The organism is Cellulosimicrobium sp. CUA-896 (assembly GCF_001942335.1).
Classification (GTDB): Bacteria; Actinomycetota; Actinomycetes; order Actinomycetales; family Cellulomonadaceae; genus Cellulosimicrobium.
Map to the genome: position 1 here is coordinate 56,487 of NZ_MKKH01000077.1, position 24,069 is coordinate 80,555.

Sequence of the window (24,069 nt, forward strand, 5' to 3'; positions counted from 1 at the left end):
GCGACCTGGGTCTGCCGGAGCGCCGGCGGGTGCGGACCGCGTGCGGGGGTCCGTCGCCCGAGCACCGGAACGGCGGGGCGAGGTACGCCGCAGCACCGCCCCCACGGTCGGCGTACCTCTTCCTGTGGGGGCTCGGCTACTGGTACGGGCCTTGGTGAGCACCAGGGCTCGTGGCGACGACGACGCCGCCGGCCTCAGGACGAGGCCGGCGGGCGTCGCGCCGGTCGCGAGGCGCCGCGTCAGTCGCAGGCGAGCGCGTCGTGCTCGACGTCGACGGTCGAGGTGACGTCCTCACCGTCGATAGCCGCGGTACCGGTGACGGTCACCGTGCCGCTTTCGACGTCGGCGGAGCGCACCGGGAACGCCTGGTACGCGTTCGCGCCGGGGGCGACGTCGGCGACCTCGTGCGTGCCGAACGCCGTCGTGAGCGTCACGTCGACGGGGGAGTCCTCGCCGTTCGCCGCGCGGACGGCGAGGTAGGCGTTGCCGCCGAGGCACCGCGGCTCGGCCACGACGTCGAGGTCGAGCTCCGGCTGTCCGCCGGCCGGCGTGCCGTAGATCTCGAGCTCGTAGATGGAGAAGCCCCACTGCGTGGCGCGCTCCGTGGCGTAGAGGCGCACGTGCCGGGCCGTGCCCGAGACGTCCAGCCGGTCGAAGAAGCCGTCGCCGTCGGTGACGGTGTGCACGGTGGTCCAGGTCTCGCCGTCGGGCGAGGTCTGGATCTCGTACGCCGACGCGTAGGCGGTCTCCCAGTCGACGACGACGCGGCTGAGGTCGTAGCTGGCGCCGAGGTCCACCGCGATCCACTCGGGCTCGCTCCAGCCGCTGCCCCAGCGCGTGCCCGCGTTGCCGTCCACCGCCATGTCACCGGTGCGCGCGGGGTCGTCGGTGCTGGACGTCGTCACCGGGCGACCGAGAGCCAGCGAGTCGCCGTCGTCGCCGTCGTCGCCCCCGCCGTCGTAGTCGGGGGACAGGTAGCAGCGCAGGTACTCGTAGGAGTCGGCGGTGGTCTGGAACGACGGCGCCGCGTCCCACTCGTACGTGTAGTACTCGACGTACGGCTCGGCCGCGGCGATGATCGCCGGGAGGTCGAGCTCGCCGTTGCCGAGCCCGACCTGTCGCATGTCGCCCTCGGCGTCGACGTTCACGGCGTCCTTGATGTGGAGGAGCTCGATGCGGTCGCCGTGCTCCTCGATCCACGTGGGGACGTCGATGCCGGCGTCCGCGGCCCAGCCGACGTCGAGCTGGAACGTCACGTAGCGCGGGTCGGTGTTCTGCTCGATGACCTCCCAGGCCCGGACCATGTCGCCGGTCTCGGGGTCGGGGAACTGCGTGGTGAACTCGCTCTGGTGGTTGTGCAGCACGATCTTGCCCGCACCGTTCTCGGTCGAGTACTGCCCGAGCTGGTTCACGTACTCCGCGGTCGCGACCGCTTCCTCGTACGTGCCGTAGCTCCCGGCCATGCCGCCGGTCCCGATGTAGTCCTGGCCCAGCGCGACGGCGTACTCGACCGTCTCGGGCCACGTGGCCCAGTCGGTGCTGCCGTGGCTCGACGAGACCTCGAGGCCGTACGTGTCGAGGATCGCCTGGTAGTCGGCGACCGGCATCGAGTAGGGCTGGTTGTACGGCTCGACGTTGGTGAACCCGGCGGCGGCGACCTCACCGAGCACGCGGTCGATCGTCTCGGGCGACGGGGTCCCGGACCCCAGCTCGCCCACGTGCGTGTACAGCTGGATGGAGATCTTGGAGTCGGGGAGCCCGTCGTCCGGGCCGCACGCCTCCGCCGCGGCGGCGGTCGGGGCCGGGGCGGCGAGCGGTGACGGGGCGGCAGCGGCCGGGGTCGCGGCGAGCGCGCCCGCGAGGAGCGCACCCCCCGTCAGCCCAGCACCGAGCCGGCGCGCGCGAGATGAGTGCTGCGAGATGTGCATGGAACTCCAATGGACAGCGTTGTCGATTGAGGGCGGCAGGCATGCAACTTTTGACTGCGGCGTGTGCAAAAGAACGTAACCGCCGGGTATGGGACCGTCAAGGGCACCGGCTGCCGTCCGCGGCCACGCAGCGCTCGGTCGCGGCCCATGACCAGGCAGGGCGGTTCGCCATCCGGCGGAGCAGGAGCTCGTGACCACGGCGCGGACGCGATCGTCCTCGACCCCCGCAGGCACGTGGCGGCTCCGCGCACCGAGAAGTGAGAATCCGCCCCGGATATCGCGAGATGTGGGGCAGATTCTCACTCCTCGGCGGTTCACTGCGCCTGGCTGCCGCCGATCACGCCCGTCGCGACGGCGATGCCGATCGAGACGTTGACCGCAGCGGCCTGCGCGACGAGCGCGGTGCCCACGGCGGCGGCGCCCCAGTCGCCGTTCTGGTACCGGAGAGCGCGTGTCGCGACGGCGTTCGACCACCGGATCGCGGGGTGGAACTGCGGCAGCGTGCCGCTCGCGGACAGGATCGCGACGAGTGCCGCGGTCCGGGGGTCCGGCGCCGCGCCGTCCTCGAGCACCGCACGCACGCGTTCGAGCAGCGCCGCCTCGTACGCCGGGTCCTGCGCGGGCATCCGCGTGGTCGGGATGAACCCGAGCAGCCTCGACCGCTCGCGGCGGACCAGGCCGCGCTCGACGAGCCGGTCCAGCACCTGCGCGCGCAGGGGCGGACCGACCTCGGCGAGCACGGACCCGACGTAGCGCGGACGCTTCTCGATCCGGGCGAACGCGTCGTCGAGCAGCGCGTCGCCGAGCGAGGGACCGGGCACGGCGTACACGGTCTGCTTGCGATCCGTCTCGACGCGGCCGCGCAGCGCGAGCTCCATGAGGACCGCACCGCCGAGCGTCCAGTGCAGGGTGCCCTCCCCCTTGGCGACGCCGCTCCGGTCGTCGAGGAGCAGCAGCATGAGGTCCTCGACGAGGAGCAGGTCGCGGGCCGTGCCGGCCTCGACGGGCTGGTGATCCATGGTGGTCTCCGATCCGTGTCCGTGTCCGTGTCCGGGTCCGTGGGCCGGAGGTGGTGCCGGCCCGGCGTGCGTCAGCGCCGCGGGTCCCAGCGGAACAGGCGGGCCGCGAGCGCGACGGCGACGACGATCCACGCGGCGGTGGGCGCGAGCAGGATCAACGAGTCGCCGAGCGGGGCGCCGCCCTCCCACGCCTGGACGACGAGCTCGGTCGCCGCCCCGCCGGGCAGCAGGCGCTTGAGCAGGGTGAGGCTCTCCGTGCCGGTGATGCCGACCCAGCTCGCGACGCGATGACGCCGAGGCTGACGGGCAGCGCGGTGATCTGCGCGTGCTCCGGCGTGCGGGTGATCCCCGCCGTGGCGAGCCCGAGGGCGATCATCAGGGCGACGGTCGCGACGACGGCGACGACGAGCAGCCCGACGTTCTCGGGTGCGCCGGTGACCACGCCGAACACCGCGAGGATGAGCGCGACCTGAACGAACGCGATCGCGGTGGCGGGCAGCACGAGCCCGGTGAGGATGCCGGAGTCGCTGGCCGCGGTGGAGCGCAGCCGCTTGAGGAACAGGTTCTGGCGGCGGTCGACGAGGGTCGTGACGGTCGTGGAGTACAGGCCGAAGACGGTGACGGTGAACATGACGATCGCGGCGATGTAGCCGAGGCTGCCGATGGTCGCGAACGTGTCGTGCTGGTAGATGAAGAACGCGCTGACCGCGACGGGGATGACGAAGCTCGTGACGAGCACCGAGCGGTTGCGGAAGATCTGGACGAGCTCGCTCCGGGCGATGGGGAGCATGAGGGTTCCTCTCGGAAGAGTCGGGGTGGTGCGGGGGTCGGCCGGGGCGGCCGCGTGGTCAGTCGCTGTCGAGCGCGCGGAAGACGTCGTCGAGCCGCGTCGGGCCGGCTTCGAGGTCGGCCAGCTCGAGGGCGTGCTCGTCGGCCCACGCGAGCAGCGTGCGGAGGTCGCGCTGGAGGGTGAAGGTCTCGACGACGGTCCGGTCACCGGTGCTCGCCACCTCCAGGGGCAGCGCGGGAGCCGCGGGCGGGGTGGTGAAGCTGATGACGGCGGGCAGGGTGCGGGTCAGCTCGGAGACGGTGCCCTCCTGGCGCAGCGTGCCGCGGTGCATGAGGCCGATCCGGTCGGCGTGCTGCTGCGCCTCCTCCAGGTAGTGCGTGGTGAGGACGATCGTCGAGCCGTCGCCGCGCAGCTTCTCCACCGCGGTCCACAGCGCGTCGCGGGACTGGATGTCCAGCCCGGTCGTGGGCTCGTCGAGGAAGACGAGCTCCGGCGACCCGTACACGGCGGTCGCGAAGTCGAGGCGGCGCTTCTCGCCCCCGGAGAGCTGGCCCACGAGCGTGGTCGCCTTGCGCAGGAGGTCGACGACGTCGAGCACGCGGTCCACGTCGTCGCTGCGGCCGCTCAGGCCGCCGATGAGAGCGACGGACTCCCGCACGGTGAGGTCGGACGCGAAGCCGCTCTCCTGGAGCATGATCCCGGTGCGGGGCCGCACCTCGCGCCGGTCGTCGGGGCGGCGGCCGAAGACGCGCGCGCGGCCGGAGGTCGCGGTCCGGTGGCCCTCCACGACCTCGAGCGTCGAGGTCTTGCCGGCGCCGTTCGTGCCGAGCAGGGCGTAGATCTCCCCGCGCCGCACCTGGAAGGACAGGTCCTGGACGGCCTGGAAGTCGCCGTAGCTGACGTTCAGGCCGTCGACGTCGATGACGTGTGTCGATGGCATGCCCCGATCACACCCGTTCCCGCGTCCGCGCGGCAGTGCCGCCGCGTCAGGAGCCCGGCGTGACACCGGGCACGGCCGGGCGTGACAGGTCACCGGGGGTGGCGTGACGTGGCGTCACTGGTGCGACGTCGGGGTGCACGGGATGCTGGGACGAGACCCGTCGACCGAACCCGGAGCGCCGCCCATGCCGATGTCGCCGTCGCGCCCGTCCGCGACGCCGGGGCGCGACGTGACGGCGCAGGGACGCTTCCGCGACCTCAACCTCACGATGATGCTGCCGGTGCTCGCCCTCGGCGGGGCGGTCGCCGTCGCTGTCGACGCCCGCACGTGGGCGGAGGCGGCGGTGCTCGCCCTCGGGGTCGTCGCGGCGCTGGTCGCGTTCGTGCGGTGGGCGGCGGGCCGGCTCCTCCCGGTGGCGCTCCCGTGCCTCGTCGTCGCCGCGGCCGTGTGGGCGTACGGGGCGCTGGTCGTCGAGAGCTCCACCGCGTTCTTCGGGGTCGCCGTGGTCGGCGGGCTCGTCGTCCCGCGCCTGCCGCGCCACCGCGTCGCGGGCGCCGTCGCGCTCGTGGGCTACGTCGCCGCGGTCGGCGTGGTCCGGCTCGTCGTCGAGCCCCCCGTGACCACCCGGGACTTCCTCGCCTACGTGCTGCTGCCCACCGGCATCACGACCGTGGTCACGGCGCTGATGTTCCCCAACAAGCGCTTCTACGACGTCGTCCAGGAGCTCGAGGACTCGCGCGAGCGCGAGGCGGAGCTGGCCGTGGCGCGCGAGCGCATCCGGTTCGCGAGCGACCTGCACGACATCCAGGGCCACACGCTGCACGTCGTGAAGCTCAAGCTCGCGCTCGCGCGCCGGCTCGTGCACGTCGACGCCGACCGCGCCGACGACGAGCTGCGCGAGATCTACGCCCTCGTCGGCGACACGATCGACCGCACGCGGGACCTCGTGTACGCGCAGCGGCGCCTGAACCTCACGGCCGAGCTCGAGAACGCGAAGAACCTCTTCGAGGCCGCGGGGATCCGCGTGCGGGTCGAGCGCGACGGCGTGCCCGACGCGCGCACCGGCGAGCTGCTCGGCCAGGTGCTTCGCGAGACGACGACGAACGTGCTCCGGCACGCCCAGGCCACGCAGGTGCACGTCACCCTCACGGCGACGGGGATCACCGTCGTCAACGACGGCGCGCCGCGCGGTCCGCTGCCCGGGCTCGGCGGTCTCGCCGCCCTCCGGGAGCGGCTGGCCGGCGCGGGCGGAGAGCTGACGGTGGCCCAGGACGGCGGCCGGTTCACGACGTCGGCCACGCTCCCCGCGACCGACGCGGACCGGCGTCCGACCGCACGGCAGGAGACGCGATGACGACGGTCGTGCTCGCGGACGACGAGGTGCTGCTGCGCAAGGCCCTCGGGGCGCTGCTGCCGCTCGAGGGCGACATCACCGTGCTCGCGGAGGCGGAGGACGGCGAGGCCGCCGTCCGCGCCGTCGCCGAGCACGAGCCGGACGTCCTCGTCATCGACCTCGAGATGCCCGGCGTCGACGGGCTCGCCGCGGTCGAGCGGATCCGCGCGGACCGGCCGGACCAGGTGATCCTCATGCTCACGCGGCACGCCCGGCCGGGGGTGCTCCGCAAGGCGCTGCGGCTCGGTGTCCAGGGCTTCGTGAGCAAGGCGGCCGAGCCGTCGCAGATCGCGTCGGTCGTCGCGGCGCTGCACGCGGGCCGGCGCTGGGTCGACCCGGACGTGTCCGCCCTCGCGCTCGTCGACGACTGCCCCCTGACCGAGCGCGAGGTCGACGTCCTGCGCGCGACCTCCGACGGCTACTCGGTGGCCGACATCGCCGTCCGCCTGCACCTCGCCCAGGGCACGGTGCGCAACTACCTGTCGAACGCGATGCAGAAGACGCAGACGCGCACGCGTCACGAGGCGGCGCGGTACGCGCGCGAGCACGACTGGTTGTAGCGGCTCAGCGAGCGGCCGTCGCAACGCCCAGCGAGTCGAGCAGCGCGACGACGCGCTCGCGGACGCGTCGCGGATCGGCCGGACGGCGTCGATGCCCTGCCCCGCCGGGTCGTCGAGCTCCCAGTCCTCGTAGCGCTTGCCCGGGTAGTACGGGCACGCGTCGCCGCAGCCCATGGTGACGACGACGTCCGACGCCTGCACCGCCTCCGGCGTGAGCACCTTCGGCTGCTGGCCGGTGAGGTCGATCCCGACCTCGCGCATGGCCTCGACCGCGACGGGATTGATGCGGTCGCCCGGCATCGACCCTGCGGACCGGACCTCGACGGAGCCGCCGCCGAGCTCGCGCAGGAACCCGGCGGCCATCTGCGACCGACCGGCGTTGTGCACGCACACGAACAGCACGCTGGGCCGGTACCCGGCGGTCGTCGTCATGCGGACCATCCTCACGCACGACAGGGATGCTCGTCGATACGTGGCCTCACCGGCCGCGCCGGCCGCCGCATGCTCGTCGACCGTCGCGCGGCCGACCTCCACGTCGCGATGACGCGCGCGACCCGGCGCCTCGTCGTACTCTCGGGCGTGTCGTCCACAGCGGGGAGCTCTACCCCTTGGCATCCGGCCCGGTGAGCGGCACACTTACCAGGCCGCGGGATCGAACCGGTCCTGACTTCCGGGCAGCGGGGGGACGACGACGTATGGACGCTCTGCGGTGGAGCGCGCTCGGCGACGGGGTGTACCGGGCAGAGGTGGACGGCTACGCGTACGAGATCTGCCACGACACCGACCTGGACACGTGGACGCTCGAGACGGGCGGCCGGACGTGGCGCGCGCTGCCCAGCCTCGACGTCGCGCAGGAGGTCGCCGTCGTGGCGCACGAGGTCCGCGACAGCGACCGGGGGACGACCCGCTACCGCGTCGTGACGTCGTCCGGCGCGGTGCGCGGCGAGGAGTTCGGCGCGGTGGACGACGACGAGGCGCTCCAGGTGCTGCGCGCACGGCTGCGCTCGGGCAACCTGCCCCTGGCCCCGTTCCAGCTCTTGGCCGACGGCGGCCGCGTCGTCGGGTCCTGGCAGCGCGCCGTCGAGCTGCGCTGACCCTCGCGCCCCCGGGAGCCGCCGACCGATGACCGCGCGCTGCCCGGGCGGTCGACCCTCGCGAGACCGGCCGCCGGCCCGCGGCGGCCCCGCGTGGGAGGACGGGACGACATGGGCATCGTGACGACCAGTGCGAGCGTGTCGCTGGACGGGTACATCTCCGGTCCGCAGGGCAGCGGCTTCGAGCACCTGTTCGCGTGGTACGACGGCGGGGACCACGAGTTCCCCAGCGCGAACCCCGGCGTCTCGTTCCGGCTGTCCGCGGCGGACCACGCCTACCTGACGGCCGCGATGGAACGCCTCGGAGCGCTCGTCGTGGGCCGCCGCCTCTTCGACCTGACCGACGGCTGGGGCGGTACCCACCCGCTCGACAAGCCCGTCGTCGTGCTCACGCACGCGGTGCCGCAGGAGTGGGTCGACGCGCACCCGGGCGCGCCGTTCCGGTTCGTCACGGGCGGGATCGAGGACGCGGTCGCGGCCGGGCACGACGCGGCGGGCGGTCTCGACGTCGCGGTCAACGCGGGGGAGATCGCGAGCCAGGCGCTCGCGGCGGGGCTGCTGGAGGAGGTCGTGCTCGACGTCGTGCCCGTGCTGCTCGGCGGCGGCGTCCCGTTCTTCGGCGCGATCGGCGCGGCGCCGCGGCTGCTCGACGGGCCGGACGTCACGCCGGGGGAGCGGGTGACGCACCTGCGCTTCCGCGTGCGGCCGCTCGACCCGGCGTAGCACCTGAGGCTCGCGGCGCGAGCGATGCACTCCCGCTCGAATGATGCGCCCAGGAGTGCATCACTCGAGCCGGAGTGCATCACTCGGACGGAAGTGCATCACTCGATGGCGGGCGCGGGGCGCAGCAGCCGTCGGAGCAGCCGCGCTCGGCAGCGGGACCCGCGTCGTCGTGCCCGACGAGCGCGGCGACGGGCGTGCAGCACGCGTCACCGCGCCACGCCTCGACGCCCTCGCGGACGGCGAAGCCGGCGATGACGAGCGCCGCCAGGGGGTCGGCCCACGTCCAGCCGAGCGTGGAGTTGAGCACGAGCCCGACGAGGAGCACGGCGGACAGGTAGCTGCAGATCAGCGTCTGCTTCGAGTCCGCGACGGCCGACGCCGAGCCGAGCTCGCGCCCGGTGCGGCGCTCGAACCACGACAGGACGGGCATGACGACCAGGCTGACCGCGGCCAGCACGATGCCGACGGTCGAGTGGTCCGGCTCGGACGCGCCGAGCAGGGTGCGCGCCGCGTCGACCGTGACGAAGAGTGCGAGACCGAAGAACGACAGCGCGATGACGCGCATCGCGGTGCGCTCGCGCCGGTGCGGGTCGGGTGCGGCGAACTGCCAGGCGACGGCCGCGGCGGAGAGCACCTCGACGACCGAGTCGAGGCCGAACCCGACGAGCGCCGCCGACGACGCGACGCGACCGGCGGTGATCGCGACGACCGCCTCGACGGCGTTGTAGGCGATCGTCGCGCCGACGACCCACCGGACGCGCCGCTCGAGGACGGCGCGGCGCGCGGGCAGGAGGGGCCGCGGCCCGACGGGGAGGGACGTCATGAGCAGGTGCACCCGTCCGGTCCGCAGCACGTGGGGTCGACCGCGACGACGAGCCGCAGGAGGTCGTCGAGCGCGGGCGCGAGGTGGGCGTCGGCGAGCCGGTACCAGGTGCGGCGGCCGTCGGGGATCGCCTCGACGAGACCGCAGCCGCGCAGGCACGCGAGCTGGTTCGACATGACCTGGCGCGAGACGCCGAGCGCGTCCGCGAGGTCCGACGGGTAGGCGGGTGCCTCGCGCAGCGCGAGCAGGACCCGGCTGCGCGTCTCGTCCGAGAGCGCGTACCCCAGGCGCGCGAGCGCGGCGGTGTGCGTCAGCGTGACCGTCTCGACCATGAGGGCGACAGTACACGCAAACGTGAATTCACGGAACGGTGAACCCGTCAGGCGTCGAGCGGTCCCCGGACCACGGAGTCGCCCGAGTGGGCGGGGTCGCCGTCGAAGTGCTCCTCGGAGACGTCGACGACCGGGAACGCCGCGAGGTCGAGGCCGTCGGGGACGTCGAACCGCCCCTCGGAGCCCTCGAGCACGCCGAGGCTCACGAGCCCGCTGACGTCCTCGGCGAGCAGCCAGACCTCGCGGTACGTGCCCTCGGGCGCGGGCGCGTCGACCGACACGACGACCTGCCGCGTCCCGTCCGGCGCCTCCTCGACGCGCGCCTGCCCGCTCGCGCCCGTCCACGCGGGCAGCGCCTCGAGGTCGGCGGTCGCGAGCGTCGTCTCGGGCGGCTCGGTCTCCCGGCGCTCCCACCAGACGCCGCCCGCGACGCCCAGGAAAAGCGCGAGGCACGCCGCGGCCGCGACCGGCAGCCAGGCACGCGGTCGACGGGACGCCAGCGGCACCACGCTCGCGCCGGTGTGCGGGAGGTCGGGTGTCGGCTCGCGCTCGGCCGGCAGCGGCGCGGTCCCCGCGTCCGCAGGGGCGACCGCGTCGGCCTCGGCCTCGGACTCGGCGTCGGTCTCGGCCGGAGCCGCGAGCCCGAGCCCCAGCTCGCCGCGCACGGCGTCCCAGACGCGCGGCGCGGGCGCCACGAGGTCGCGGTCCCGCTCGGCCGACCGTGCGACGTCGGCCACGACGGCGAGCTCGCGCACGGAGGCCGAGCACGCCGGGCAGGAGTCGAGGTGGGCGCGCGCGGCGTCGTCGAGCACGTCCTCGCCGAGCGCGAGGAGCGCGAGGTCCTCGTCATCGATGTGCTGCACCGTCCACCTCCAACCTGTCTCGCAGCCGGATCAGGCTCCGTCTGACGTGGCTCTTGACCGTACCCAGCGGCAGGTCGAGCTCCTCGGCGATCTGCACGTGCGTGAGGTCGCGGTAGAACGCGAGCTCGAGGATCGTGCGTCCCGGGTCGCCCAGCCGCCGCAGCTCGTCCGCGACGAGCACCCGGTCCGCGACCTGGTGCACCTCGTCCTCCGTCACGACAGGGTTCGGAGCGGACGACGCGGCGGCTTGCTCCGAGCGCCGGGCCCGCGTGCGCGCCTCGTGCGCGTCGGCGACCGCGTGCCGCGTGATGCCCATGAGCCACGCCGGGAGGCGCGCCCGCCCGGCGTCGAACCGGTGCCGGCCGCGCCACGCCGAGACGAAGACCTGCTGCGTCACGTCCTCGGCGTCCGTGCGGTCCCCGAGCGAGCGCAGCGCGACCGTGTGGACCAGCGTCGACCACCGCCGGTACGCCTCCGCGAGCGCCTCCTCCTCGCCGTCGGCGAAGCGACGGCCCAGGAGGGCGACGTCGACGTCGGCGTCGTCGACCGCGGCGTCGGTGGGCTTCAGGACGAGTCCTCCGTGCTGGGATCCGTCCCCGCGTCGTGCGGGGTGGTGCGTGCGCCGATCGTAGACCGTCACGCGCCCGGCGTCCGCTCGGCGGTGACCACCACGTTCTCCGTGTACGAGCGCTGCCCCCGGTCCCACCTCCCTCCGCACGTGACGAGGACGAGCCGCGGGGCGCCGGCGCGGTCGAACACCGTCGTCGCGGGGAACTCGCTCTTGGGGATGCTCTCGATGCCGGTCACGGTGTAGCGGTGCGTCGTCCCTGCGGCGTCGACGACGTCGACCGCCGCGCCCTGGCCGACCTCCCGCAGCGTGGCGAACGGGCCGACCTGCACGGGGTCGTCGACGTGCGCGGCGACGACCGTCGCTCCGGCGGCGCTCGCGGGTGCGGGGCCGTGGCGGTACCAGCCGGCCGTGAGCGCGTCGCCGGGGAGCGCCATGCGGCCCTGGTCGTCGACGCCCTCGGGGACGACGGGCATGTCGATCCCGAGGTCGGGGACGACGACGCGGACGGGGGCGGGCGGCGCGGGGGCGGGGGTGTCCCGAGCGGGACGGACGGGCACGTCGGGCCGCACTGCTGCGGCCGACGGCGCCTCGTCCGTCCCGCCGGTCTCCGGGCCCGGGGCAGGTGGCCGGGCGGGAGCGCCCGCCGCCGGGTCGTGACCCCCGGCGGCGGGCCGGTCGCGGGTGCAGGGGAACACCCGCCGACGACCAGGACGAGCCCCGCGAGCGCCGCGACGAGCACCCCGCCGCGGCGTGCCGCGAGGCGCGTCCTCATGCGGACCGGTGCGTCGTCGCGTGCACGGCCTCGCGGTCGTGCTGCTCCCGGCGGGCGCGGACGAGCATGACGCCCGCACCGACGAGGAGCAGTCCGACGAGGCTCGCGCCGAACGCGATCGCGACGGTGGTGAAGGTGCCGCTGGGGGTGGTCGCGGCGGCGAGGCCGGACTCGCCCGCCGGGACGCCGGACGGTGCGGAGTGCAGGCCCTCGACGGTCTGGGTCGCGAGGGCGAGGTTGCCGGCGTCGAGGCTGCCCCACGCGTAGGCGATGGTGTTGACGCCCTCGGCGACGGTGAGGTCGGCCGGGCCGAGCACCGGGTCGGTGGTGCCGGCGGCGGCGATCGTCGCGGAGACCGTGCCGGCGGGCAGGTTCAGCACCGACTCGTCGGGGTTCTCGAGGCCGGAGACGACGCCTGCCCACCGGCGAGGACGTCGACGGCGGGTGCGGCGGCGACGTGCCGGACGGTGAGGCGGCCCTCGCCGGCCGCGGTGGCCGACGTGTCGTTGGTGAACAGGGTCGCGGTCGGCTGGCCGCCGGCGTCGAGGTGCGCGACGGCGGTGTAGTTCCCGTCGGCCTCGAGCGGCAGGTCGACGGGGCCGATCACCGGGGAGCTGGTGTCGGTGGCGTCGGGTGCGGTGATCGCGACGCTGTACGTGCCCGGGGCGAGGTCGAGCGGCCCGGCGAGGTCCCCGGGCTGGAAGTCGTCGAGGGTGAGCTCGTCGTTGACCCAGACGTCCACGGGGGTGTCCGGCACGCCGTGCAGGACGGAGAGCGCGGCGTTGCCCTCGGTGGCGGCCGTCGCGGGGGCGGCGAACGCCCCGATGGCGACGAGTCCGGCGGCGCCCGCGAGCGCGGCGGTGCGTCGTGCGGTGCGGTGCATGGTGTCCTCCAGGTGTCGGGCCCGGTGGCCGGGCGCGATGTGCTGCTGACACCCGGTACTTCCGCCGCAGGGGCCGGATCGGATGCACCGTCGCACCGCCACGTTGTTGACAGCGATGTCAAGCCCGCGCAGACTGGTCGGGACCACGAACCGCGCAGCCCGGGGCCCTGCCTGCCCGGTCGCGCCCGCGAAGCGGCGGGCCCGACCTCGCGGTCGCGACCGGGCCCGTCCTCGACGACGTCGTCGAGGTCCCCGGAGGGAACACGCATGAGAAGACCGCTCGCCGCGGCGTCCGTCGCCGTGCTCGCGCTGCTCGTCGGGGGCGCGCTCGCCCCGGCCGCGGCCGCCGACGACGCACCGGAACCCGCCGTCGTCCCCGACCTCACGACGGCGGAGGCCGGCAACCCGATCATCGACGGCTGGTACGCCGACCCCGACGTCGAGTTCTACGAGGGGGAGTACTGGGTCTTCCCGACGACGTCGGCGCCGTACTCCCAGCAGGTACAGCTCGACGCGTTCTCGTCGCCCGACATGATCCACTGGACGAAGCACGAGCGCGTGCTGCACCTGGACGACGTCTCGTGGGGCTCCTACGCCCTGTGGGCCCCGGCGCCGGTGGAGCGCGACGGGAAGTACTACCTGTACTTCGGCGCGAACGACATCCAGAGCGACGACGCGCTGGGCGGCATCGGCGTCGCGGTGGCGGACCGCCCCGAGGGCCCGTACGTGGACGCGCTCGGCGAGCCGCTCATCGACGCGTTCCACAACGGCGCGCAGCCGATCGATCAGGACGTCTTCGTCGACGACGACGGCCAGGCGTACATGTACTACGGCGGGTGGGGCCACTCGAACGTGGTCGAGCTGAACGACGACATGATCAGTCTCGGCACCCACGACGACGGGTCGACCTTCAAGGAGGTCACCCCGGACGGCTTCGTCGAGGGCTCGTTCATGTTCAAGCGGAACGGGACCTACTACTTCATGTGGTCCGAGGGCGGCTGGACCGGCCCGGACTACCGCGTCTCGTACGCGCGCTCCGACTCGCCGCTCGGGCCGTTCGAGTCGGAGGGGACGGTGCTCGCGCAGGACTCCGCGGTCGCGCGCGGCGCCGGGCACAACTCCGTGGTCAACGTCCCCGGCACGGACATCTGGTACATCGTCTACCACCGCCGTCCGCTCAGCGAGACCGACGGCAACGCCCGCCAGGTGTCGTACGAGCGCCTGCGGTTCGGCGAGGACGGCTCGATCCTGCCGATCGAGATGAAGGTCCAGGACGACTTCGAGGACGACAACGACCTCGGCTGGACCGCGCACGGCGGGACGTGGACGGCGACCGACGGCGAGTACGTCGTGGGGTCCGTCCGGGAGGGCAAGAGCGTCCAGGACACGAACTTCGCCGACCTCGACTACCGCGTCTCCGTCACCCCCACGGCGGTCGCGGCCACCGGCGGCGACGCCGGCGTGATCTTCCGTGCGAGCCAGGTGGCTGCCGGCCAGGACGCCTACCGCGGCTACTACGCGGGCCTGCGGCCGTCGGGTCAGGTCGTGCTCGGCAAGGTCGACGACGGTGGGTGGAGCACGCTCGCGACGGCGCCGGCCGACGTCGCGCTCGGCGAGCGCCACGCGCTGCGCGTCGTCGCCGTCGGGCCGAACCTGCGGGTGTACGTCGACGACGCCCCGGACCCGGCGATCAGCGTCACCGACGGGACGTTCGCGTCCGGCACGCACGGCCTGCGCGTCTTCGACGCCGCGGCCCGCTTCGACGACGTCGCGATCGAGCGCCGCGTGCTCGACGTCGGCGTCGACGTGAGCGCGGGTGCGGTGCTGCCCGGCGGGTCGGCGGGCCTCGAGGTCTCGGTGACGAACACCGCCGACGAGGGGCGCACGGTCGACCTCACCACGACGGCGCCGGACGGCTGGACCGCCGCCCTCCCCGCGACGTCGCTCGACGTCGCCGCCGGTGCGACGGAGACGTTCACCCTCCCGGTCTCGGCCGCCTCCGGCGCCGCCGACGGCGTGCACCCGGTCAGCGTGTCCGCGTCGTGGGACGACTGGACCGCCGCCGGGACGGGCTACGTCGCGGTGATCGAGGACGTCTTCGAAGCGCACCCGAGCACACCGGAGGAGTCGGTGTGGCTCGCCGCGGACGACCGCTCGCAGATCGGCCCGCACGGCGCCGGCCAGTGGGTGCGGTACACCGACGAGGACCGCTCCTACACGTACCGGGTGCCGCTGCCGGAGAGCGTGCGCGCCGGGACGGTCACGCTCGACATCGGCAACCAGTTCCTCGTCGAGGCCTCCTCCGACCAGGAGACGTGGGTCGAGGTGCTGCGCGAGACGCGCGAGGAGCGCGCGCTGGGCAACCGCGCCGAGCGGTCGCTCGACGTCGCGACGCTCCTCGAGCAGACCGGCTCGGCCGACGGGTCGCTGTACCTGCGGTTCCGTGACGCGTTCCCCGCCGACGGCTGGGGCTCGTGGCTACGCACTGCGCGTCTCGAGATCGACGCGACCCCCGCGCCCACCGTCTCCGTGCAGGCGGAGACCCGGTGCCTCGCCGGCACGGCGTACGTCGCGGTCCGCGCGACGAACGACGGCGACGCGCCGGTCGACGTCGAGCTCGCCACGGCGTTCGGGTCGACGACGCGCACCGGCGTCGAGCCGGGGCGCAACGCGTACCAGGCGTTCTCGTCGCGCGGCTCGAGCGTCGACGCCGGCAGCGTGACCGTGACGGCCACGTCGCCGGGCGGCGAGCCGCACGCGCAGGAGGTCGAGGTGCCCGCCCGCACCTGCTGACGCCGGCGGACCGGTGAGAGCTGCGGTCCCGCTCGAGCGCTGCGTGCACGGACGCAGCGCTCGAGCGCGGACGCATCGCTCGTCCCGGACCGCGGCGCACGGGCGCCGGCGCCGAGGGGCCATGATGGGGAGCATGTCCCGACGTCCCGTGCCGCAGCCCGCGGTCGACCGCATGGTCCCGTTCGCGGGGCACGCGGTCGTCGTCGGCGTCGTGCCCGGCCAGGCCCCGCTCGTCGTGCGGACGGCGGCGTCGCTCGCGGGCGCCGTGGGTGCCGGCCGGCTGCACGCCGCGTACGCGGACACGTCGCGCTACGTCGTCGAGGAGCACGCGGACGGCACGGTGACGCACGCCGCGCTGGACCCCGACGCCGCCGACGACGCGTGGGAGGCTGCGCGGGACGCGCTGCGCGTCCAGGTCGGCGCGGCGCTGGCGGACGAGGACGTCGCGTGGGAGCTGTCCTACCTCGCCGGCCGCCCGGACCGCGCGCTGACGCACCTGGCCCGGGCGGTCGACGCCGCGGTGATCGTGGTGGGCACGCGCACGCCCGGCACCGGGGCGCGGCTGCGCGAGCTCGTGGACGGGTCCGTCGCGGCGCACCTCGCGCACCACCAGCACCGCCCGGTGCTCACGGTGCCGCTCGCCGTCGTGGACTGGAAGGAGCTGCGCACGCCGTGGGAGGGCTGAGGCGCCGCACCCCGCTGCTCGCGCTCGCGGGCGTCGTCGCGGCCGGGGGAGCGGTGGGCGCGACCGCGCGTGCGCTGCTCGAGAGCGCGTTCCCCGCGCAGCCCGGCGCGTGGCCGTGGGCGACGTTCTGGATCAACGTCGTCGGCTCGTTCCTGCTCGGCGCGCTGCTCGAGACGCTCGTGCGCACCGGCCCGGACCAGGGTGTGCGCCGCGCCGTACGGCTCGGCGTCGGCACGGGCGTGCTCGGCGGGTTCACCACGTACAGCACGTTCGTCGTCGAGGTGGAGCGGCTCGCGTCCGGCGGTCACCTCGGCCTCGGCGCGGCGTACGCCGTCGTGAGCGTCGTGCTGGGGATCGCGGCGGCGGCCGGCGGCTTCGCCGTCGCGACGGCGGTGCTGCGGCGGCGGGACGCACGGGACCCCGGCACGAGCCCGGACGCGGCGACGTGACGGCGCTCGAGATCGCCGCCGTCGCGCTCGGCGGTGGCACGGGCGCCGCCGCGCGCTTCCTGCTCGACACGGCCGTGCAGCGCCACAACCGGTGGTCGACGCCGCTCGGCACCGTCGTCGTCAACGTCACCGCGTGCTTCCTGCTCGGTCTGGTCACCGGCTGGGGACTGGGGCACGCGGGCGACGTCGTGCTCGTCGCCGGCCTGGGCGCCGGGTTCCTGGGCGGCTTCTCCACGTTCAGCACGGCGAGCGTCGAGGCGGCCCGCCTGCTGCTGGCGCGGCGGCGCCTCGCCGCGGTGCTGCACCCGCTCGGCATGCTGCTCGCCGGGCTCGCCGCCGCCGCCCTCGGCATCGCGCTGACGTCCTGAGCGCCGGAGCCGTCGCAACAGCTGCACAGCAGGGGAGCAGCGCCCGGCGGCGTCAGACGCGGGCCATCGCACGCACGGCCTCGATCGTGTCGGCCTCCGCCGCGGTCTTGTCGTCGCGGTAGCGCAGGACGCGCGCGAACCGCAGCGCGAGGCCGCCGGGGTAGCGGGTGGAGCGCTGGAGCCCGTCGAACGCGATCTCGACGACCTGCTCGGGCCGCACGTGCACGACGTGCGCGGCGCGCGACGTCTCGAGCTCGAGGAACCGCTGCGTCTGCCACGCGAGCATCTCGTCCGTCATGCCCTTGAACGTCTTGCCGAGCATGACGAACCCGCCGTCGGGGTCGCGCGCGCCGAGGTGGATGTTCGACAGCGTGCCGCTGCGCCGCCCCGAGCCCCACTCGACGGCGAGCACGACGAGGTCGAGCGTGTGCCGCGGCTTGACCTTCACCCAGCCCGCACCCCGGCGGCCGGCAGCGTACGGGGCCTCGAGGGACTTCACGACGACGCCCTCCTGCCCGTCGGCGACCGCGCGGTCGAAGAACGCGCCCGCGGCGGCGGGGTCGCCGGTGGCGAGACGCCGGACGGCGAGCGGGCCGGCGACGGCGTCCAGCACCGCGAGCCGCTCGCGCAGCGGCTCGTCGAGCAGGTCCCGGCCCCCGGCGTGCAGGACGTCGAAGAAGAACGGCGTGAGCTCGAGCGCTCGGCCAGCTCCGCCTCGACGCTGGCGGAGCGCTCCCCGGACTCGCGGGTCGCGGACCGGGCCGCCGTCTCCTGGAACGGTCGCGGCACGCCGTCGTCGTCGACGACGAGCGCCTCGCCGTCGAGCACGAGCCGCTGCACCGGCAGCGCGCGCACGGCCGCCACGATCTCCGGCACGCGTGCGGTGATGTCGTCGAGCGAGCGCGTGAAGACCCGCACGTCGTCGCCGTCGCGGTGCACCTGCACGCGGATGCGTCGAGCTTCACGTCGACGGTGACGGGCACGGCGTCGTCGTACCCCGGGACGCGTCCGCCTCGGTGTCGGGCGCGCCGACGACCCCGAGCTTCTCGAACGCCCCCGCGACGTCGGGGGCCGACTGCGCGAGCATGGGCCGCACAGGCCGGCCGACCTCGAGCGTGAACGCGGCGAGCGCGACGAGCGCCGCGTCCGGGTCGGGCGAGCCGAGAGCCGCGCGCGCCACCGGGCCCGTCGCGCCGCGGAGCATGACCGCCCGGCGCACCGCCTCCGCGGGCACGCCCGAGGCCTCGGCGACGGCGTCCAGCACCACGGAGTCGAGCGCACCCTGCCGCAGCTCGCCGGTGACGAGGCCCCGCAGGAACGCCTGCTCGCGCTCGGTGGCGGCGCCGAACAGCGCCGCGGCCTCGGTGGCGCGCGCGCCGTCCGAGCCCGGTCCGGAGAGCCCGGTCATGCGGGCGAACGCCGCGTCGACGGCGTCGAGCGTGAGGGTCGGACCGTCCGCGGGTCCGGGCAGGTCGCGCAGGGACCGCCAGCCCAACCCGGTGCGCCGCTGGCGCAGCTCGCCGGCGAGGTAGGAGACCGCGATCTCGATCTCGTCGAGCGCGACCCCGACGGAGTGGGTCGGCCCGGAGCGCACGGCCTCGTCGGCGGCGCGGCGCAGGAGCGCGGCGATCTCGGAGCGCTTGGCGAGCCGCGAGCGGGTGGCGGCGACGGCGTCGGACGTGGCGGCGACCTCGGCGAGGAGCATGCTCCATCGTCGCGTCGCGGGCCCGGTCCCGCCCGGCGAGCCGCTGCTCCACGCGCCGTCCGGGGAGCCGTAGGATGGCCGAGCCTTCAGACCCGGGGCCACGGCACGTCGACGAGGTGGTCCGTCATGCCCTCGGTTCCCTCCCGTCCGCCCGGCACGGGCACGACGCCCACGGCGTCCGTCGAGGGCGACGTCTGGCGTCTCGCGGGTGACCTCGACGCCGCCGCGCTCCAGCTGCTCGGCGACGAGCTCGCACGCGCGGCAGCCGCCCGGGCGCACGGCGAGCTCGTCGTCGACGTGAGCGCCGTGACGTTCTGCGACGCGGCCGGGCTGCGGCTCCTGTGCCGGACGGCGCTCGCCGCGTCCGGCCCCGTCGCGCTCGTGGGCGTGCCCGAGCGGCTGCGCGACCTCGTCGCGCTGTGCGGCGCGACCTTCCCGTTCGTGCTCGACGAGAGTGCGGGCGAGGTCACGGCAGGTGGAGGATCCGGCTGACGAGGGCGCGCCGGTCGGCGCGGGGGTCGAGGTCGGCGAGGCAGCTCACGAGCTCGTCGGCGAGGTCGCGGACCCGCACGTTCGCGAGGCTCGAGGCGGCGCACAGCAGCGAGAAGGCCTCCTCGGGGTCGAGGCCCAGGACGATCGCGACCGCCCCCTTGGCCTGCTCGATCCGTCCCCGCGAGGAGAACGCGTCGGAGATCTGCCGGTTCGCGTCGGACGCCGAGCGCGCCGCGACCGACGCCGTGACGTCGACGAGATCGCCCGTGACCTCCACGACGCGACCGGCGTCATCACGTACCGCGGTGCCCGTCACGACGACGGTCCGCGTCGCGCCGTGCGCGTCGACGATCCGGTGCAGGTGGGAGAACGGCTCGCCCTCGGCGAGCGCCTCGAGCAGGGTCCCGCCGGTGGGCCGGGTGTCGTCGGGGTGGCGGTGCGCGAGGAGGAGCTGGGTCGTCGGGACGACCTCCCCGGGCTGGAGACCGAGGATCGCGTAGACGCCCGCCGACCACCACCACCGGTCGTCGTCGATCCGGTAGCGGTACGTCCCGGTGGCGTTGCGTGCCCCAGGCAGGAGCGCGTCGTCGATGGTCATGGGCATGATCAGCCGTCTCTGCAGTCCTGCGGAGCCGTGGCCTGACCCTTCCCCTCGACCGTATGCTCAGCCGGGCCCATCGGCAATCGGCGACGGGACGCCGCACGCGTGTCGACGGGCGTGCCGGCGCGGACGCGCGATACTGGCCGGGACGAGGGACGGGGGCAGCGACCATGGCCGACGACGCGGGCGTGCTCGCGCTCCTGGCTGCCGCCGTGGCGCGGAACGCCGACGTCGAACCGCTGGCCGCGCGCCTGTGCCGCGCGTGCCTCGAGGTCCTGGGCGCGGACGGCGGCTCGATCACCCTTCTGCCGGCGAGCGCCGGCCAGCTCACGGTGTGCACCTCGGACGTCACGTCGGCGCGGTTCGAGGACCTCCAGGACGTCCTCGGCGAGGGGCCGACCCGCATGGCGCACACGGAGGGCCGCGTCGTGGTCGCGGCCGTCGACGGTGAGTCCTTCGTCGACGTCGTCCTCGACGGGGACGGCGACGGGCACCACCTGACCGGGGAGGACAGCCCGTTCCCGATGTTCCTCGAGCTCGCGCCCGAGGTCGCAGCGCCCGTGACGGTGTTCGCGTTCCCGATGCGGCCCGGGGGGAACGCGATCGGGGTGCTGACGTGCCATGCCGCGAGCGGGGAGCTCGCGATCTCGCTCCACGACTGCCTACGGCTCGCCGACGCCGTCGGCGCGGCGCTGCTCGGCGACCGCGAGTCGCTGTCGGCCACGGCGCCGGGCTGGCGCGAGCGGGCGAAGATCCACCAGGCGACGGGCATGGTGATCGCCCAGCTCGGCCTCCCGGCCGAGGACGCGCTCGCGCTCCTGCGCGCCCACGCGTACGCGGGCGGGGTGACACTGGACGAGGTGGCCGAGCGGGTGGTCGCCCGGCAGCTGTCGTTCGCCACCCAGGCCCCGGGGTCGACCCCGACGATCGAGGAGGAGGAGGAGTCGTGACGATGCGGACCTCGACGCAGGCGCTGGCGGCGAGCACGTCGGCGCTCCTCCGCGGCGACGACGTGACCGACCTGCTCGCGCGCCTCCTCGCGGACGCGGTCGCGTTCCTGCCCGTCGACGGCGCGGCCGTGCTCGTCGCGGGCCCCTACGGCGCTCTCGAGCTGCTCAGCGCGACCTCCCACCGCGAGCAGCAGCTCGAGCTCTACCAGGCGCAGGTCGACGAGGGCCCGTGCGTCGACACGGTGCGCGACGTCGCCGAGGTGGTATGCGTCGGTGCGGACGAGATCGTCGGACGGTGGCCCACGGTGGGGGTCGCGGTCGTCGGGTCCGGGTTCTCCGCGGTGCACGCCTTCCCGCTGCGGTGGCACGACGGCGCGCTGGGTGGCCTGAACCTCTTCGGCACGGACGCGAGCTCCTTCTCGCCCGAGGAGTGCGCCCTCGCGCAGTCCTTCGCCGACGTGGCGACCCTCGCCGTCGTGCACCCGACGGCGCTCGCCGACGACGAGGTGCGGCGCCGGGTCGAGCAGGCGCTCGAGGGCCGTGCCGTCGTCGAGCGGGCGAAGGGCGTGCTGGCCCACCAGCTCGGCGTCGACCCCGGCGACGCGTACGACGAGCTCGTCGCGCGCGCCCGTGGCGGCAGCCTGACCGCGACGGCCGAGGCCGTCGTCGCGGAGGCGTCCCGGCGGCGCTGAGGCACAGCGGCGCGCGACGGCGGTCCGGTGCGGCGGCGCGGCTCGGGGCGCACGATGGGAGCAAGGCCGGGGCAGCCCGCCCCGCCCGCACGAGAGGACGCCGTGGTGCGACGCACCGTGTCCGACTGCATGGCCCCCGCGCCGACCGTCGTCGACCACGGCGCGACGTTGCGGTCCGCGGCGCAGACCATGGCGCAGCAGGGCCTCGGCGCGCTCCTCGTCGCCGCGGGCGGCGAGATCGTCGGCGTCGTCACGGACCACGACCTCGTCGTGCGGGGGCTGGCCGCCGGGCTCGACGGCGACGCTCACGTACGGGACGTGATCAGCGGCCGCCTCGCGACGCTCGCGCCCGGCGACCTGGTCGCCGACGCCCTCCAGGTCGTGCGCGACGCCGGCCTGCGCCGGGCGCCCGTGCTCGACGGCGGCGTCGTTGTCGGGATGGTGTCGATCCGCGACCTCGCGGTCGCCCTCGACGCCGACGCGGCGCTCTCCGACGTCGCCGGCCCGTCGGACGACTGAACGCGGACGACTGAACGCGGCCGAGCCGGCGACTACGAGCCGGACGACCCACGTCCGGACGACCCACGTCCGGACGACCGGCCGCCGGACGAGGCGTCCTCCTCGAGCGCCGACCCGTCGCCGAGCTGATCCTGCGTGACCACGGACAGCGTGCCGTCGCTCTCGAGGACGACGAGCGCCACGAGGTCCAGGCCGCCGACCCCGTTGCTGCGCACCGCCTGCCGCACCTCCGACGCCGCGACACGGTTGCGGCGCATCGCGTCCTCGAGGAGACGGCCGTCGCGCAGGAGCACCGACGGGCTCGCCGTGACGACCGACCGCCCGCGCGCGAACCGGGTGGACGACCACGACACGAGCACCTGGAGCAGCACGAGCGTCAGGACCGCGGTCGCGCCCTCGGTCCACGACACGTCGGAGGTGAGGAGGATCGTCGCGAGCACCGAGCCCAGCGCGACGGTCACGACGAGGTCGAACGCGTTGAGCTTCGCTAGGGTGCGCTTGCCCGTCACGCGCAGCACGAGGACGAGCCACACGTAGCCGGCCGTCCCCACGAGCACGACCCTCGCGACCTGCGACCACGCGTCGAACCACACGGCGGCGCTCCTTCCCTCGGCGTTCCACGGTCCGCCCCGGCCGGCCCGGACGGGGCGGCGGACCCGCCCACCGTGCGTCACCGCGGCACCGCTCGCCATGCGAGGTGCGCGCGGCGGTGCCTACGGTCCCGACGACCGGGAACGATTGACGAGGACGGCGAGACGGATGACGGAGCACCAGGACGCGACCCGCGGCACCGGACCGACGGGCACGGGGTCGACCGGGACGGGGGCGCGTGAGCACGACGGCGGCAGCAGCCCCTGGCGCACGTACGGGCGCTTCGCGGCGATGATCGCGACGTCGACCGTCGTCATGTTCGGCCTCACGTACACGAACGCGTTCGCCCTCGACCACGTGCGTTTCAGCGAGGAGCGCGTCTACATGGCGGTCCTCATGGGCTCGGCGATGGCGATCATCATGCTCGGGTTCATGTGGGGGCGCATGTACCGCGACGTGCGCGTCAACGTCGCGATCGTGCTCGTCGCGCTCGTGGTGGGCACCGGCGCGCTGGCGCTGTCGCGCTCGCAGGTCCTCGTCGACGACCGCGCGTACATGAAGGGCATGATCCCGCACCACTCGATCGCGATCCTCACGAGCGAGCGCGCCGACATCGACGACGTGCGCGTGCGCCAGCTCGCCGACGAGATCATCGAGGCGCAGCGGCGCGAGATCGCCGAGATGGACTGGCTGATCGAGGACATCGCCGAGAACGGCGTCGTGACGTCGCCGCTCGAGCGACGCAGCGGCCGGTGCCGGACTTCGGCCCGGGCGACGAGTCGTGACCGGGCGCTCGGGCGGGCCGCCGGACCCCGCGTTACGGTGGCGAGAGGTCGAGACGAGGCCGCCACGCCGTCGCGGAGGTACCCGATGAAGGCCCTGTTCGTCAGCTGCACGCTCAAGAAGTCGCCCGAGCCGTCCAACACCGAGACCCTCGGCCGTGTGGTCGCCGAGTCGCTGCAGGACCGCGGCGTCGACGTCGAGCACGTGCGGCTCGTCGACCACGACGTGCCGCCCGGCGTCGTCACCGACCTCGGCGAGGGCGACGGCTGGCCCGCGATCCACGACAAGCTGCTCGAGTCCGAGATCCTCGTCGTGCTCACGCCGACGTGGCTCGCGCGGCCGTCGTCGATCGCGCAGCGCATGCTCGAGCGCATGGACGCGATGCTGTCCGAGGCGACCGACGACGGCACGCCGGTCGCCTACAACCGGGTCGCGGGCGTCGTCGTCACCGGGAACGAGGACGGGGCGCACCACGTCATCTCCGAGGTGTCCGGCGCGCTCGGCGACATCGGGTACACGATCCCCGGCCAGTCGTGGGTGTACTGGAACCAGGGCCCCGGTCCCGGACCGGACTACGTCCAGACCGGTCACGGCCACGAGTGGGCGCGCAGCACCGCGCAGCTCATGGCGCACAACCTGCACGCCGTGGCCACGGCGCTCGCCGAGCGCCCGGTGCCGCCGCCCTCCTGACCTGCGACGGCGTCCGCGCGGCTCGGCGTGCGGGCGCCCCGGGCCCGTGCCAGCGTGGTC

General features: G+C 74.7%; 26 protein-coding genes and 3 pseudogenes. 13 read left to right on the forward strand and 16 right to left on the reverse strand.

Annotated elements, in window-relative coordinates; genetic code table 11:
* Positions 1-239: 239 nt before the first annotated feature.
* The 4 genes from BJF88_RS18625 to BJF88_RS16640 all read right to left on the reverse strand — a co-directional run bounded on the left by BJF88_RS18625 (position 240) and on the right by BJF88_RS16640 (position 4,677).
* Positions 240-1,928 (reverse strand): discoidin domain-containing protein, encoded by a 1,689-nt coding sequence (locus BJF88_RS18625; protein ID WP_083649229.1) that lies wholly within the window; start codon positions 1,926-1,928, stop codon positions 240-242.
* 314 nt (positions 1,929-2,242) lie between these two features.
* On the reverse strand, positions 2,243-2,947 hold the full coding sequence (locus tag BJF88_RS16630) for a GPP34 family phosphoprotein (RefSeq protein WP_075829601.1): 705 nt from the start codon (positions 2,945-2,947) through the stop codon (positions 2,243-2,245).
* Positions 2,948-3,101: 154 nt separating this feature from the next.
* Positions 3,102-3,737 (reverse strand): ABC transporter permease, encoded by a 636-nt coding sequence (locus BJF88_RS16635; RefSeq protein WP_255372122.1) that lies wholly within the window; start codon positions 3,735-3,737, stop codon positions 3,102-3,104.
* A 58-nt stretch (positions 3,738-3,795) separates the two neighbouring features.
* Positions 3,796-4,677, reverse strand: a complete 882-nt coding sequence (locus BJF88_RS16640) for an ABC transporter ATP-binding protein (RefSeq protein ID WP_075829602.1) — start codon at positions 4,675-4,677, stop codon at positions 3,796-3,798.
* Positions 4,678-4,861: 184 nt separating this feature from the next.
* Between BJF88_RS16640 and BJF88_RS16645 the strand changes: the two genes are divergently transcribed.
* On the forward strand, positions 4,862-6,031 hold the full coding sequence (locus tag BJF88_RS16645) for a sensor histidine kinase (protein ID WP_255372123.1): 1,170 nt from the start codon (positions 4,862-4,864) through the stop codon (positions 6,029-6,031).
* Positions 6,028-6,630: a DNA-binding response regulator gene (locus BJF88_RS16650; protein WP_075829603.1), complete on the forward strand. Its 603-nt coding sequence runs from the start codon at positions 6,028-6,030 to the stop codon at positions 6,628-6,630. Before BJF88_RS16645 ends, BJF88_RS16650 begins: the two co-directional genes overlap by 4 nt.
* Before the next feature lie 4 nt (positions 6,631-6,634).
* Here BJF88_RS16650 and BJF88_RS16655 read toward each other — a convergent pair.
* Positions 6,635-7,071: pseudogene (locus tag BJF88_RS16655) on the reverse strand (arsenate reductase ArsC).
* 254 nt (positions 7,072-7,325) lie between these two features.
* Here BJF88_RS16655 and BJF88_RS16660 point away from each other — a divergent pair.
* The gene (locus BJF88_RS16660) at positions 7,326-7,724 is read left to right on the forward strand and encodes a hypothetical protein (RefSeq protein WP_075829604.1); all 399 of its coding nucleotides are present in this window, start codon (positions 7,326-7,328) and stop codon (positions 7,722-7,724) included.
* Positions 7,725-7,844: 120 nt separating this feature from the next.
* Positions 7,845-8,447 (forward strand): dihydrofolate reductase family protein, encoded by a 603-nt coding sequence (locus BJF88_RS16665; protein ID WP_222844036.1) that lies wholly within the window; start codon positions 7,845-7,847, stop codon positions 8,445-8,447.
* A gap of 79 nt (positions 8,448-8,526) precedes the next feature.
* Here the strand turns inward: BJF88_RS16665 and BJF88_RS16670 are convergent, their stop codons facing one another.
* The 6 genes and pseudogenes from BJF88_RS16670 to BJF88_RS16695 form a co-directional block, all read right to left on the reverse strand.
* Positions 8,527-9,270 carry a cation diffusion facilitator family transporter gene (locus BJF88_RS16670; RefSeq protein ID WP_075829645.1) on the reverse strand — a complete coding sequence of 248 codons (744 nt, stop codon included), beginning with the start codon at positions 9,268-9,270 and terminating at the stop codon, positions 8,527-8,529.
* Positions 9,267-9,602 carry a helix-turn-helix transcriptional regulator gene (locus BJF88_RS16675; RefSeq protein WP_075829606.1) on the reverse strand — a complete coding sequence of 112 codons (336 nt, stop codon included), beginning with the start codon at positions 9,600-9,602 and terminating at the stop codon, positions 9,267-9,269. Before BJF88_RS16675 ends, BJF88_RS16670 begins: the two co-directional genes overlap by 4 nt.
* Positions 9,603-9,649: 47 nt before the next feature.
* The gene (locus tag BJF88_RS16680; RefSeq protein WP_075829607.1) at positions 9,650-10,465 is read right to left on the reverse strand and encodes an anti-sigma factor; all 816 of its coding nucleotides are present in this window, start codon (positions 10,463-10,465) and stop codon (positions 9,650-9,652) included.
* A complete protein-coding gene (locus tag BJF88_RS16685) occupies positions 10,449-11,033 on the reverse strand; it encodes an RNA polymerase sigma factor (RefSeq protein WP_075829646.1) in 585 nt (194 codons plus the stop codon). The genes BJF88_RS16680 and BJF88_RS16685 overlap by 17 nt, the downstream gene beginning before the upstream one ends.
* A gap of 68 nt (positions 11,034-11,101) precedes the next feature.
* Positions 11,102-11,593 carry a class F sortase gene (locus BJF88_RS16690; RefSeq protein WP_158068965.1) on the reverse strand — a complete coding sequence of 164 codons (492 nt, stop codon included), beginning with the start codon at positions 11,591-11,593 and terminating at the stop codon, positions 11,102-11,104.
* Positions 11,594-11,804: 211 nt separating this feature from the next.
* Positions 11,805-12,691 (reverse strand): annotated as a pseudogene (locus BJF88_RS16695) (DUF4397 domain-containing protein).
* Between the two features lie 267 nt (positions 12,692-12,958).
* Between BJF88_RS16695 and BJF88_RS19775 the strand changes: the two are divergent.
* From BJF88_RS19775 to BJF88_RS16715, 4 genes are all read left to right on the forward strand, one after another.
* Positions 12,959-15,484: a family 43 glycosylhydrolase gene (locus BJF88_RS19775; RefSeq protein ID WP_075829609.1), complete on the forward strand. Its 2,526-nt coding sequence runs from the start codon at positions 12,959-12,961 to the stop codon at positions 15,482-15,484.
* Positions 15,485-15,617: 133 nt separating this feature from the next.
* Positions 15,618-16,169 carry a universal stress protein gene (locus tag BJF88_RS16705; RefSeq protein ID WP_075829647.1) on the forward strand — a complete coding sequence of 184 codons (552 nt, stop codon included), beginning with the start codon at positions 15,618-15,620 and terminating at the stop codon, positions 16,167-16,169.
* Positions 16,157-16,618, forward strand: coding sequence for a CrcB family protein (locus BJF88_RS16710; RefSeq protein ID WP_255372124.1), 462 nt, complete (start codon positions 16,157-16,159; stop codon positions 16,616-16,618). The genes BJF88_RS16705 and BJF88_RS16710 overlap by 13 nt, the downstream gene beginning before the upstream one ends.
* Positions 16,615-16,986 (forward strand): CrcB family protein, encoded by a 372-nt coding sequence (locus BJF88_RS16715; RefSeq protein ID WP_075829610.1) that lies wholly within the window; start codon positions 16,615-16,617, stop codon positions 16,984-16,986. The genes BJF88_RS16710 and BJF88_RS16715 overlap by 4 nt, the downstream gene beginning before the upstream one ends.
* 52 nt (positions 16,987-17,038) lie before the next feature.
* Here BJF88_RS16715 and BJF88_RS22590 read toward each other — a convergent pair whose 3' ends face one another.
* From BJF88_RS22590 to BJF88_RS22600, 3 genes and pseudogenes are all read right to left on the reverse strand, one after another.
* Positions 17,039-17,653, reverse strand: a complete 615-nt coding sequence (locus BJF88_RS22590) for a hypothetical protein (protein WP_369824662.1) — start codon at positions 17,651-17,653, stop codon at positions 17,039-17,041.
* A 131-nt stretch (positions 17,654-17,784) separates the two neighbouring features.
* Positions 17,785-17,931, reverse strand: a pseudogene (locus BJF88_RS22595) (hypothetical protein); the annotation flags it as partial.
* A 16-nt stretch (positions 17,932-17,947) separates the two neighbouring features.
* On the reverse strand, positions 17,948-18,691 hold the full coding sequence (locus BJF88_RS22600; protein ID WP_255372125.1) for a hypothetical protein: 744 nt from the start codon (positions 18,689-18,691) through the stop codon (positions 17,948-17,950).
* A 126-nt stretch (positions 18,692-18,817) separates the two neighbouring features.
* On the opposite strand from BJF88_RS22600, the gene BJF88_RS16725 reads away from it, so the two are divergent.
* Positions 18,818-19,183, forward strand: a complete 366-nt coding sequence (locus BJF88_RS16725) for a lipid asymmetry maintenance protein MlaB (RefSeq protein ID WP_075829611.1) — start codon at positions 18,818-18,820, stop codon at positions 19,181-19,183.
* Here the strand turns inward: BJF88_RS16725 and BJF88_RS16730 are convergent.
* Complete coding sequence (locus tag BJF88_RS16730; RefSeq protein ID WP_083649230.1) at positions 19,158-19,787, reverse strand: PAS and ANTAR domain-containing protein; 630 nt, start codon at positions 19,785-19,787, stop codon at positions 19,158-19,160. The two genes, BJF88_RS16725 and BJF88_RS16730, sit on opposite strands and share 26 nt — an antisense overlap.
* A 167-nt stretch (positions 19,788-19,954) precedes the next feature.
* Here BJF88_RS16730 and BJF88_RS16735 point away from each other — a divergent pair, with 167 nt between their 5' ends.
* The 3 genes from BJF88_RS16735 to BJF88_RS16745 all read left to right on the forward strand — a co-directional run bounded on the left by BJF88_RS16735 (position 19,955) and on the right by BJF88_RS16745 (position 21,945).
* A complete protein-coding gene (locus BJF88_RS16735) occupies positions 19,955-20,734 on the forward strand; it encodes an ANTAR domain-containing protein (protein ID WP_075829612.1) in 780 nt (259 codons plus the stop codon).
* Between the two features lie 2 nt (positions 20,735-20,736).
* Positions 20,737-21,426, forward strand: a complete 690-nt coding sequence (locus BJF88_RS16740; protein WP_255372134.1) for a GAF and ANTAR domain-containing protein — start codon at positions 20,737-20,739, stop codon at positions 21,424-21,426.
* Positions 21,427-21,528: 102 nt separating this feature from the next.
* The gene (locus tag BJF88_RS16745; protein ID WP_187346244.1) at positions 21,529-21,945 is read left to right on the forward strand and encodes a CBS domain-containing protein; all 417 of its coding nucleotides are present in this window, start codon (positions 21,529-21,531) and stop codon (positions 21,943-21,945) included.
* 32 nt (positions 21,946-21,977) lie between these two features.
* Here BJF88_RS16745 and BJF88_RS16750 read toward each other — a convergent pair whose 3' ends face one another.
* Complete coding sequence (locus BJF88_RS16750; protein WP_075829651.1) at positions 21,978-22,538, reverse strand: DUF421 domain-containing protein; 561 nt, start codon at positions 22,536-22,538, stop codon at positions 21,978-21,980.
* Positions 22,539-22,704: 166 nt separating this feature from the next.
* Here BJF88_RS16750 and BJF88_RS20605 point away from each other — a divergent pair, with 166 nt between their 5' ends.
* Positions 22,705-24,009, forward strand: coding sequence for an NAD(P)H-dependent oxidoreductase (locus tag BJF88_RS20605; RefSeq protein ID WP_222844038.1), 1,305 nt, complete (start codon positions 22,705-22,707; stop codon positions 24,007-24,009).
* Positions 24,010-24,069 lie beyond the last annotated feature (60 nt).

What these genes read in the sequence shown, in the direction of transcription:
- BJF88_RS18625 (WP_083649229.1), bottom strand. Translation starts at nt 1,928, where the DNA reads ATGCACATCTCGCAGCACTCATCTCGCGCGCGCCGGCTCGGTGCTGGG.
- BJF88_RS16630 (WP_075829601.1), bottom strand. Translation starts at nt 2,947, where the DNA reads ATGGATCACCAGCCCGTCGAGGCCGGCACGGCCCGCGACCTGCTCCTC.
- BJF88_RS16635 (WP_255372122.1), bottom strand. Translation starts at nt 3,737, where the DNA reads ATGCTCCCCATCGCCCGGAGCGAGCTCGTCCAGATCTTCCGCAACCGC.
- BJF88_RS16640 (WP_075829602.1), bottom strand. Translation starts at nt 4,677, where the DNA reads ATGCCATCGACACACGTCATCGACGTCGACGGCCTGAACGTCAGCTAC.
- BJF88_RS16645 (WP_255372123.1), top strand. Translation starts at nt 4,862, where the DNA reads ATGCCGATGTCGCCGTCGCGCCCGTCCGCGACGCCGGGGCGCGACGTG.
- BJF88_RS16650 (WP_075829603.1), top strand. Translation starts at nt 6,028, where the DNA reads ATGACGACGGTCGTGCTCGCGGACGACGAGGTGCTGCTGCGCAAGGCC.
- BJF88_RS16660 (WP_075829604.1), top strand. Translation starts at nt 7,326, where the DNA reads ATGGACGCTCTGCGGTGGAGCGCGCTCGGCGACGGGGTGTACCGGGCA.
- BJF88_RS16670 (WP_075829645.1), bottom strand. Translation starts at nt 9,270, where the DNA reads ATGACGTCCCTCCCCGTCGGGCCGCGGCCCCTCCTGCCCGCGCGCCGC.
- BJF88_RS16675 (WP_075829606.1), bottom strand. Translation starts at nt 9,602, where the DNA reads ATGGTCGAGACGGTCACGCTGACGCACACCGCCGCGCTCGCGCGCCTG.
- BJF88_RS19775 (WP_075829609.1), top strand. Translation starts at nt 12,959, where the DNA reads ATGAGAAGACCGCTCGCCGCGGCGTCCGTCGCCGTGCTCGCGCTGCTC.
- BJF88_RS16705 (WP_075829647.1), top strand. Translation starts at nt 15,618, where the DNA reads ATGTCCCGACGTCCCGTGCCGCAGCCCGCGGTCGACCGCATGGTCCCG.
- BJF88_RS22600 (WP_255372125.1), bottom strand. Translation starts at nt 18,691, where the DNA reads ATGCTCCTCGCCGAGGTCGCCGCCACGTCCGACGCCGTCGCCGCCACC.
- BJF88_RS16725 (WP_075829611.1), top strand. Translation starts at nt 18,818, where the DNA reads ATGCCCTCGGTTCCCTCCCGTCCGCCCGGCACGGGCACGACGCCCACG.
- BJF88_RS16730 (WP_083649230.1), bottom strand. Translation starts at nt 19,787, where the DNA reads ATGCCCATGACCATCGACGACGCGCTCCTGCCTGGGGCACGCAACGCC.
- BJF88_RS16735 (WP_075829612.1), top strand. Translation starts at nt 19,955, where the DNA reads ATGGCCGACGACGCGGGCGTGCTCGCGCTCCTGGCTGCCGCCGTGGCG.
- BJF88_RS16740 (WP_255372134.1), top strand. Translation starts at nt 20,737, where the DNA reads ATGCGGACCTCGACGCAGGCGCTGGCGGCGAGCACGTCGGCGCTCCTC.
- BJF88_RS20605 (WP_222844038.1), top strand. Translation starts at nt 22,705, where the DNA reads ATGACGGAGCACCAGGACGCGACCCGCGGCACCGGACCGACGGGCACG.